Raw genomic sequence first — 9,825 nt, forward strand, 5'->3', positions numbered from 1 at the left:
ATGCAGAACCTGTCCGACGAACGCATAAAGCGCGAAAACCGAGGCTTGTGGCTGGGTCTGCTGGGTGTGGTGATTTTTGCGCTCACCCTGCCCATGACCCGCTTGGCCACCGGCACGGCCGATGCACCGCAGCTTTCCCCTTGGTTTGTCACGTTCGCACGCGCTGCTCTGGCGGGAGGCCTGTCGGTCATTTACCTGATCGCCGTTCGCGCGCCTTGGCCTCAAGCCACACAACGCGGCCCCTTACTGCTCTCGCTGGCAGGCAATGTCATCGGTTACCCCCTGCTCTTGGGCTGGGCCTTGCGCCACGTCACAGCCAGCCACGCCGCCGTGATCACCGCCTTGCTGCCACTGGGCACGGCCGCTGCAGCCGCCTGGCTCATGCACCAACGGGCACGGCTGGGGTTTTGGGTGTTTGCCGGTTTGGGCAGCGCACTGGTGGGGGTTTACAGCCTGCTGCGCGCCGCTCAACTCGGTCATGGCTTTGGCCTGAGTTGGGCCGACACCCTGCTGCTCGGCGCGGTGGTGGCGGCCTCGCTGGGTTATGTGGCCGGGGCCAAAGTCACGGCCAGTCTGGGTGCAGAAAAAGTCATCAGCTGGGTCTGCGTGCTGGCATTGCCCATTACGGTACCCGGTGCCTGGCTCACCTGGCCCGAGCACGCCATTGCGCCTGCTGCCTGGCTGGCCCTGCTGTACGTTGGGGTGTTCTCGATGTGGGTGGGCTTTTTCGCCTGGTTTCGCGGCCTGTCGCTGGGCGGGCCCCTGCGGGTCAGCCAGACCCAATTGCTGCAACCATTCATCAGCATTCTGGCGGCCATTCCATTGCTGGGAGAATCGCTGGATGCCATGACCCTGGGCTTTGCCCTGCTGGTCGTGTTCACGGTTTTCGCAGGCCGACGCATGGCCCAAGCCCCAACAACCCCCACAAAAAATTCACAAGACCTCAAGGAGCAAAAACAATGAACTGGACCCTGGCCCAACGCGCTGAAAAGATGAACCCCTCGGTAATTCGAGAAATCCTCAAGGTCACCGAGATCCCGGGCATCATCAGCTTTGCCGGGGGACTGCCTTCGCCCCAGACTTTCCCGATTGAAGAGATGCGCGTTGCCTGCGAACGCGTGCTCAGTCAGGACGGCAAAGTCGCCTTGCAATACGCCGCCAGCGAGGGCTATGGCCCCTTGCGCGAGTGGGTGGCGCAAGACCTGCGCAAACAAGGCATGCAAGTCAGCCCGGACCAAGTGCTGATCACCACCGGCAGCCAACAAGGGCTGGACCTGGTGGCCAAGATCCTGATCGACGCAGGCAGCCGCATCCTGGTCGAGACCCCCACCTACCTGGGCGCCCTGCAGGCTTTCACCCCGATGGAGCCCACCGTGGTCAGCGTGAACAGCGACGCGCACGGTGTGGACGCCGAAGATCTGCGCGCCAAAGCCGGCACCGGCGCAGACAAGGCCCGCTTTGTGTATTTGTTGCCCAACTTCCAGAACCCCACCGGCCGCACCATGACCGAAGAGCGCCGCGCCGCGGTGGCCCAAGTGGCCTTGGAGACCGGCTTGCCCATCATCGAAGACAACCCTTATGGCGACCTTTGGTTTGACGCACCCCCAGCGCCCTCTCTGAGTTCACGCCACCCCGATGGCAGCGTTTACCTGGGATCATTTTCCAAAATTTTGGCCCCCGGCCTGCGCCTGGGCTATTTGATCGCCCCCAAAACGCTCTACCCCAAGTTGCTGCAAGCCAAGCAGGCCGCCGACCTGCACACGCCCAGCTTCAACCAGCGCGTGGTGGCCGAAGTTCTCAAGGACGGCTTCATTGACCGCCATGTGCCCACCATCCGGGCGCTCTACAAAAAGCAATGCGAGGCCATGCTGGCCGCGCTGGAGCGGGAAATGGCAGGTCTGGGCCTCACCTGGAACCGCCCGGCCGGCGGCATGTTCCTGTGGGTACAACTGCCACCCGGCATGAAAGCTATCCCGCTGCTGGACAAAGCCGTGAAAAAAGGTGTGGCCTTTGTCCCCGGCTCGGCTTTTTATGCACAAGGCGCTGACGAAAGCACCGTGCGCCTGTCCTTCGTGACCGCCACAGTGGACCAGATCAACACCGGCATGGTGGCACTGGCTGCCGCGATTCGGGAATCGCTTTGAAGCCAGCATAAACAAGGGTGCCACAAGTGCACCCTGCCAGACTTTCACTGAAACAGCCCCTTATGGCACGTCCCAGCGAGCAAACACCATGACACCACGCGCCTTCCAACAAGTTGACGTCTTCACCGACACCGCCTTTCTGGGCAACCCGCTGGCCGTGGTGCTGGATGGCCAAGGCCTGAGCGACGCGCAAATGCAGCGCTTTGCCGCCTGGACGCAGTTGAGCGAAACCAGCTTCGTGCTGCCCCCAACGCCCGAAGGGGCTGCAGGCGGGGCTGACTACCGCGTGCGCATTTTCACGCCGGGTGCCGAATTGCCTTTTGCCGGACACCCCACGCTGGGCACCGCCTACGCCTGGCGTCAAGCCGGCGGCCAGCCCCAACAAGCGGGCGTGCTGGTGCAGGAATGTTCTGTCGGCTTGGTCAAACTCAAGCTCACCCAACAACGCTGGGCGTTCGCAGCGCCACCCTTGACCCGGCAGAACATCCCCTCGGCAGAACTCGCCCCGGTGCTGGCGGCTTTGGGGCTGGCAGCATCCGATGTCATCGCGTCACAACACCTGAACAACGGCCCGCACTGGCTGGGCTTGCTGGTGAACGGCGTTGACACCCTTTTGGCGCTGGAACCCGACCATGTGGCCCTGAAACGGCTGGGCACCAAAGTCGGCTTGGCCGCACGCAGAACCGCGCCAACAACAGGCCTGATCCGCCGCGCCAACCGCGAAGCGCGCGCCTTTGGCCAGCCGCACCCGGGTCTTGCCCATGACCCGACCGACCTGGAAGTGCGCGCCTTTGCCGCCCCGGTAGGCATCGCCGAAGACCCGGTCACCGGCAGCCTGAACGCCTCGCTTGCGCAATGGCTGATCGCTGACAGCCACATAAGCGCGCCTTACAGCGCCCGACAAGGCACCCTGCTGGGACGCGCCGGGCAAGTTTTCTTGTCACAAGACGACACCGGCCAGATCTGGGTGGGTGGCGACGTCGTCGGCTGCATTGAAGGCCATGTCTCGCTTTGAACCCCTGAACCCCAAGACCTGAACCGCTGAAAACACCATGCACACCGATCTGCCCACATTGGCCCAAATACAAGCGGCAACGCACCTCGTCTACGCAGCCTTTGGCCCCACGCCCCAGTACCGCTGGACCACCCTCAGCCAGCGGCTGGGCACCGACTGCTGGGTCAAGCACGAAAACCACACCCCAGTGGGCGCCTTCAAGGTGCGCGGCGGCCTGACTTATTTTGAACACCTGGCCCGTTCAGGCCAGATGCCCCAAGAAGTGATCTGTGCTACCCGGGGCAACCATGGCCAAAGCATCGCTTATGCGGCCGCACGACACGGCGTGGCCTGCACCATCGTGGTCCCTTTGGGCAACTCCAAAGAGAAAAATATCGCCATTCGGGCGTTGGGCGCCCAGCTCATCGAACATGGCCACGACTTTCAGGCCGCCCGCGAACACGCCTTGAACCTGGCCCAGACGCGATACGCCCACATGGTGCCCAGCTACCACCCGGCTCTGGTACTGGGAGTGGCCACGGCTTGGCTCGAGTTTTTACAAGCGGTGCCCGCACTCAATGTGCTGTACGTGCCAATTGGCTTGGGCTCGGGAGCCTGCGCCGCACTGGCGGCCAAACAAGCCCTTGGGCACCCCGTCAAAGTGGTGGGCGTGGTGAGCGCACACGCCACCACCTACGTCGACTCGATGGCGGCAGGCTGCGTGGTCGAGTCCCCGGTCAGCACCGTGCTGGCCGATGGCATGGCAGTGCGCCGCGCCGACCCGCAAGCGCTGGCCATCCTGCAAGCTGGATTGGACCGCGTGGTCCAGGTCAGCGATGCGCAGGTGGCCCAAGCCATGCGCGACCTGTACACCGACACCCATAACCTCGCCGAAGGTGCTGGTGCAGCCAGTTTTGCCGCGGCTTGGGCAGACCGTGACCGATTGCAGGGTCAAGTGGTTGGCACCACCCTTTGCGGTGGCAATGTGGACGCCAGCACACTGCTTCAAGTGCTGGCACAAGCTGCCTGACCACGCGAACCACCCACCGACCCGGTCGCTCCTGGGACAAAAGCAGCGCTCCCTCGCCACCACAATCGCTGTCTATGGGAACACTCTATTTAGTCCGCCACGGACAAGCTTCTTTAGGGGCCGATGATTACGACCAACTCAGCGCACTGGGTCGCCAGCAAGCGGTGCGTTTGGGTGAATACCTGCGCCCCAAGTTGCAAGACGCCCCGATCGAGGCCGTGATGATGGGCAGCTTGAAGCGCCACCGTCAAACCTGGGAAGGCATTGCCGAAGGCGCGGGCCTGTCGCACACCCCCGCCGTCTGGCCGGGCCTGAACGAATACGACAGCCAAGCCTTGATCGAAGCGATTCACCCCGAGCCACTGGCCAAGCCCGACACGCCCGAGTTGTACCGCCACCATTTCCGGCTACTGCGCGATGCGCTGCAAGCCTGGATGGCCGGGCGCACCCAACCACGTGGCATGACCAGTTACACCGATTTTGTGGGTGGCATTGAGGCGGCGCTTGACCATGTGCGGCAAAACCATGCGGGCGATGTCATGGTGGTCTCGAGCGGCGGCCCCATTTCCACCGCTGTGGGCCGGGTGCTGGGAACCCCGGCCGAAACCACCATCGAGTTGAACCTGCGCATCCGCAACACGGCACTCACCGAGTTCGTGTTCAACCCCAAACGGCACATGCTGCTGACCTACAACACCTTGCCTCACCTGGACAGCGATGCGCACAAAAGCTGGGTCACCTTCGCCTGAAACCAGCCCCTGCAAGGAACGGGTGTAACCCCTAGAAAAGGCCCCGCAAGTATTGGGTGTAATCCCTAGGAAAAGCCCTGCACAACAGCGGGCAAAATACCTTGGATGAACTGTTCGACTGCCTGGCTTGCTCTTCAGTCACTGGAGGGTGGCATCCAACTCTCCGCCTGCCCGGCCAATCAGGCCGATCGACTGGCCTTAGATCTTTCGGCATGGCTCAAGGATTGGGGCCTCCAATCTGCTGTGCAAACCCTCACGCTTCCCGCCAAAGATGGTCTGGTTGCCATGATTTGCAGCCTGCGCCCCGAGTTCCAGCAAGCCTGTATGCCTGGTCACGACACCCTGGCTTTGCACGAGCGGCTAGGGCATCTCGGCTCGTCAGACCCTGCCAACCAAGAGGTTTGGGCGCTTGAGCGCGAAATATGGGTCGCCTTGCTGGGCTCCCCGCACCGCTTCGAGTTCGCCAGTCTGGCCTCGCTGGCCTCGCACATCAGGGTTCGGCGCAACATGGCACTGGCTGCCCGCAAAACGGCTCTGGCCTTCAAAACCGAAGCGGCCGAGCGGCCCGCAGCCGACTGGCATTACGAAGAAGAAGCCGGTTTCATCCTCAAACCGGGGCGCCCGCTGATTCAGGCGCTGATCGCCGCCACACAACCCGAGGCCACTGGCAAGCTCTACGACTTTTCCTGCTACCGCGCCACCGAATACGTGATTTTGCTGGGCATTGCGCAAGAAGCCGAGGTCCATCACCCCGGTTTGCTGGCCGAACTGCAAAAACTGAACGAGCGGCACGCCATTCGTTCAGGCCAGTTCCACGATGTGTTTTTGGTCGAGTACGGCAGCATGGAACACCCCCTGCCTGCCCGCTTTTACATCCCCGGCGATCGGCTGTGGTTTCGCAACCCTGACGAACGTTCCTCAGATGTCACGGGTTTTGAAGGCTCCTGGGTCATGTACATGGGCGGTGGTTTGTTCAGCAATTTCTGGAAACGCGAAACACCTTTTACGCTCGAATCCAAAGCCATCGAAATATTCCATTGGCGCCACGGCGTGTACACCGACGCCCAAGGCGAATTGCAAATGGACGAAGCCGTGGTTGACCGCCTTGTGGCCCAAACCATGGCCAACCCCCAGGCCAAAGCGCAAGTCCTGGAGAAAATGATCCGCATGCGTGACCCCCAGGGCGTCTATGCCCAAGGCGGTTGCATCGACACCACGCGTGAATACCCCAAAAGCGTGAGCCGCGACCATTGCGAACTGGTGCTGCCCCGGGTCTGAACGCCGGGTTGCTTCAGCCGACCTGATCGCTCAAGGTATCGGGCGGCAATCGGTCAATTTCCGACAACAACTGCGCCAGAGCCAAGCCCGAGGCATCCAGCACGGCCTGCCCTTTTGCTGCGGTGGCTGCGGCGGCATTGCCCGCTGCACCATGGCGGTTGTAGTCCTGCATTTGCCAACCCAGTTTGGCGCTTTTTCCGTTGCCCAGAATCTCAAAGCGCTCTGCGCGGTCTTGCGAAGTGGATCGGAAATTTTGTGCTTTGTCCATGCGCACACGATCGGGCCGCAGCGCCAGCATCATGGAGGTTTCACTGTCGCCCGCGTGCACGCCAAAGCGATGCTCTTCGGCGCTGAACAGCGCATTCACATCCTGCCCCTGAGCATCGCGCATGGGCAAATTGAACCAGCTCACGCTGTACACCAACATGCCCAAACGGGCACGCAGATCGCGGGCTACGATGTCCATCACACTGACCTGCCCACCGTGGGCATTCAGCAAAACCAGTTTGCGCACGCCACTGGCGGCCACAGATTCGCCGATGTCCGTCCACAAGCGGATCACGGTTTCGGCCTTCAGCGTCAAGGTGCCCGCAAAACGGGCGTGCTCAGGGCTCAGGCCCACCGTTTGGGTCGGCAAAAACAAGACCGGCAAGTCGGCAGGCAGGTGCGGCAAAGTCGCCGCCACCACACCTTGCACCATGTCGGTGTCCACCGACAGCGGCAGGTGCGGCCCGTGTTGCTCGGTGGCCGCCACAGGCAGCACGGCGATGGCCCGGTTCAGCGCCAGCGCTTGAAAATCGGTGGTGGTCCAGTCGGCCCAAAAGCGGGAAGGGTTTTGCATGGCGTCATCTTAATGGAGCTTTGGCAAGCGACGGGCGCCCTTTGGCGCGGAGCCTCCTGGGCTTTGCGGGCGCATGGCGCAATCCCGTTTCACATCAGGCTGAAACATCGGCGCCACCGGCCATTGCACGGGGGCGGTGTACAGTGCCTTTTTCAGGGTGCCCCGCCTGTTGCTGTCGGGGCTGAATTGGGAGTGGGTGTTGAACGTTTTTGTGTTTTGCCGGTGGCTGGGTCGGGGCCTGGAACCACTGCACTGGCCCGGTATGGGCGCCCTGGTCTTGTTGGCCCTGCTTTGGGCATGCTTTCCTGGCCTGAGCCGTGCACAAACCAGCCCACTTTTTTCAGCGCCAGCATCCAGAGCCTCGGGCGTTTCTGCCCTGCTGGCCGGCAGCACCCACGTGGTCACCACAGACCAAGTGCGCAGCGAACTGCTGGTGCACGCTCCTCAGGGCGTTCAAGCCGGGCAAACTTTCTGGCTGGGCCTGCAGATCGAGCACCAGCCCCATTGGCATACTTATTGGCAAAACCCTGGCGATTCGGGCTTGCCCACCCGGCTGCAATGGCAACTGCCCGAGGGCTTGCAGGCAGGCGACATCGCCTGGCCCCTGCCCAAAAAGATCCCGATAGGCACACTGGCCAACTATGGCTACGAGGGCCGCCTCTTGCTGGTTGTGCCCGTGACGGTTCTTGCGGACTTCAAGTTTCCCGCCAACAGCCAGCTGCCTTTGAAATTGCAGGCCGAATGGCTGGTCTGCCGCCAGGAGTGCATTCCGCAAGAAGGCCGCTTCACGCTGAACTTGCCTTCGGCCGCCCCCCAGACAGGCCAAGCGGCCTTGTTTGACGCCGCCCGAAAACTCGGCCCCCAAATGCTGCCCCAGCAACAGCAAGCTGGCACCTGGATCACCGGTGGCCAGACCCGGGTGTCCGAAGACGGCAAGCAACTCAGCCTGAATTTGCATGGCCTGCCCGCGAACTGGCGGGGCCAGACACTCAGCGCGTTTCCGGTGACGGCCAACGTGGTTCACAACGCGGCCGTGCAAGGCAAAGGTTGGACGCAAAGCTGGCAAGGCGCGGTCTGGAACGCCAAAATTCCTGTCTCCGATGAGCGCAGCGACAGCCCTAAAAACATGCGCTGGGTGATCGCTGTGGGGCCCGAATCCGCCCCCAAGGCCCCGGCGCTCGAGGTTGAAACGCCGGTGCAAGGCACCTGGCCCGCCGTGGCTCAAGCTGCGCCGGCCGAAATTTCGCCCGCATTGGCCAAGGCCCTGGCAGACAACGCCAGTGCTCAGGCGAAGTCCTTGGCCCAAGGCAGTGACAGCACCTCCCTCAGTTTGGCGTTGGCGATTTTGGGCGCCCTGCTGGGCGGCTTGTTGCTCAATCTCATGCCTTGTGTGTTCCCCGTGCTGGCCATCAAGGTGTTGGGCTTTGCACAACCTGGTACCTCCCAGGCCCAACACCGTGCCGCTGGTGCGGCCTACACCGTGGGGGCAGTGCTTTCCTTCATGCTGTTGGGCGGCTTGATGCTGGGCTTGCGGGCGGCAGGCGAACAACTCGGCTGGGGTTTTCAATTGCAATCGCCACCCGTGGTCGCAGGCTTGGCCTTGTTGTTCACCCTGTTGGGCTTGAACCTGGCCGGGGTATTTGAATTTGGCCAGATGCTGCCCAGCGGCCTGGCCAGCATGCAAAGCCGCCACCCCACCGTGAATGCGGGTTTGTCGGGCGTGTTGGCCGTGGCCGTGGCTTCTCCGTGCACCGCACCCTTCATGGGCGCTTCGCTGGGCCTGGCCATTGCGCTGCCGGTCTGGCAAGCGCTCACGGTATTTGCCGCCATGGGCGTGGGCATGGCCTTGCCTTATTTGGCGGCCAGTGCGTGGCCCGGCATCGCCCGCGCGCTGCCGCGCCCCGGGGCCTGGATGGTGGTGTTCCGCCAGGCGATGGCCTTTCCCATGTTCGCCACCGTCGTCTGGCTGTTGTGGGTGCTGGGCCAACAAACCGGCATCGACGGGGCCAGCGGTTTGCTGGCCACGTTGCTGACATTGGCCTGGCTGGTCTGGGCTCTGGGCTTGTCGGGCCGCACCCGATGGGTCATGAGCATGCTGGCCTTGGGCATCATGATCTGGGTGAGCAGCAGTTGGTTGCCCCTGGCCCTGCGCGAAGCGCCTGAAAACACCCTCAACGGCATCAGCGTTAACGCACCGCCCAGCCAAGCCTCGGCGCCAACATCAGGCTGGCAAGCCTGGTCCCCTGCAGCCCAGCAAGCGCAACTCGACGCAGGCCGCGCGGTGTTTGTGGACTTCACGGCCGCCTGGTGCGTGACCTGCCAATACAACAAGAAAACCACACTCGCCGATGCCAGCTTACTGGCCGACTTTCAGGCGCGGCAAGTGGTGCTGATGCGCGCCGACTGGACGCGCCGTGACCCGGCCATCACTCAGGCATTGACCGCCATGGGGCGAAGCGGCGTGCCGGTGTACGCACTGCACGCACCGGGGCAGCCCCCAATGCTTTTGTCTGAATTGCCCAGCGTGGCCGAGGTGCAGGCAGCCCTGCAAAAACTACCCCCTGCAAAATAGCCCGATCAACGCCAAAGCCGCTCCCAGCGCCCACATTCGTCCTGCCACAATCACACCATGAGCAACCGTTTTTTGAACCCCACACCCTCTGCGTTTGCCCCCTTGCAAAACGACACTTTCTTGCGCGCCTGCCTGCGCCAAGCCACCGACCACACCCCCGTCTGGCTCATGCGCCAGGCCGGGCGCTACCTGCCCGAGTACCGTGACACCCGCGCCA

9 protein-coding genes are annotated in these 9,825 nt (G+C 62.8%); 8 read left to right on the forward strand and 1 reads right to left on the reverse strand.

The window, feature by feature from the left end; all coding sequences use genetic code 11:
- From B9Z45_RS09250 to B9Z45_RS09275, 6 genes are all read left to right on the forward strand, one after another.
- Complete coding sequence (locus B9Z45_RS09250) at positions 1-963, forward strand: DMT family transporter (RefSeq protein WP_108406932.1); 963 nt, start codon at positions 1-3, stop codon at positions 961-963.
- Positions 960-2,144, forward strand: coding sequence for a PLP-dependent aminotransferase family protein (locus B9Z45_RS09255; protein WP_108406933.1), 1,185 nt, complete (start codon positions 960-962; stop codon positions 2,142-2,144). Before B9Z45_RS09250 ends, B9Z45_RS09255 begins: the two co-directional genes overlap by 4 nt.
- Before the next feature lie 88 nt (positions 2,145-2,232).
- On the forward strand, positions 2,233-3,159 hold the full coding sequence (locus B9Z45_RS09260) for a PhzF family phenazine biosynthesis protein (RefSeq protein ID WP_108406934.1): 927 nt from the start codon (positions 2,233-2,235) through the stop codon (positions 3,157-3,159).
- Between the two features lie 37 nt (positions 3,160-3,196).
- Complete coding sequence (locus B9Z45_RS09265) at positions 3,197-4,168, forward strand: threonine dehydratase (protein ID WP_108406935.1); 972 nt, start codon at positions 3,197-3,199, stop codon at positions 4,166-4,168.
- 74 nt (positions 4,169-4,242) lie between these two features.
- Positions 4,243-4,917, forward strand: a complete 675-nt coding sequence (locus B9Z45_RS09270) for a histidine phosphatase family protein (RefSeq protein ID WP_108406936.1) — start codon at positions 4,243-4,245, stop codon at positions 4,915-4,917.
- A gap of 105 nt (positions 4,918-5,022) precedes the next feature.
- Positions 5,023-6,195 (forward strand): hypothetical protein, encoded by a 1,173-nt coding sequence (locus tag B9Z45_RS09275; RefSeq protein ID WP_108406937.1) that lies wholly within the window; start codon positions 5,023-5,025, stop codon positions 6,193-6,195.
- 13 nt (positions 6,196-6,208) lie between these two features.
- Here B9Z45_RS09275 and B9Z45_RS09280 read toward each other — a convergent pair whose 3' ends face one another.
- Positions 6,209-7,036, reverse strand: a complete 828-nt coding sequence (locus tag B9Z45_RS09280) for a creatininase family protein (protein WP_108406938.1) — start codon at positions 7,034-7,036, stop codon at positions 6,209-6,211.
- 262 nt (positions 7,037-7,298) lie between these two features.
- On the opposite strand from B9Z45_RS09280, the gene B9Z45_RS09285 reads away from it, so the two are divergent.
- Entirely contained in the window at positions 7,299-9,608 is a 2,310-nt protein-coding gene (locus B9Z45_RS09285; RefSeq protein ID WP_108406946.1) for a protein-disulfide reductase DsbD, read from the forward strand.
- Between the two features lie 57 nt (positions 9,609-9,665).
- On the forward strand, positions 9,666-9,825 hold a 160-nt coding region (locus tag B9Z45_RS09290; RefSeq protein ID WP_304481798.1), incomplete at its 3' end, for a uroporphyrinogen decarboxylase family protein.

The sequence above is a fragment of the Limnohabitans sp. 2KL-17 genome, assembly GCF_003063415.1.
GTDB lineage: Bacteria > Pseudomonadota > Gammaproteobacteria > Burkholderiales > Burkholderiaceae_C > Limnohabitans_A.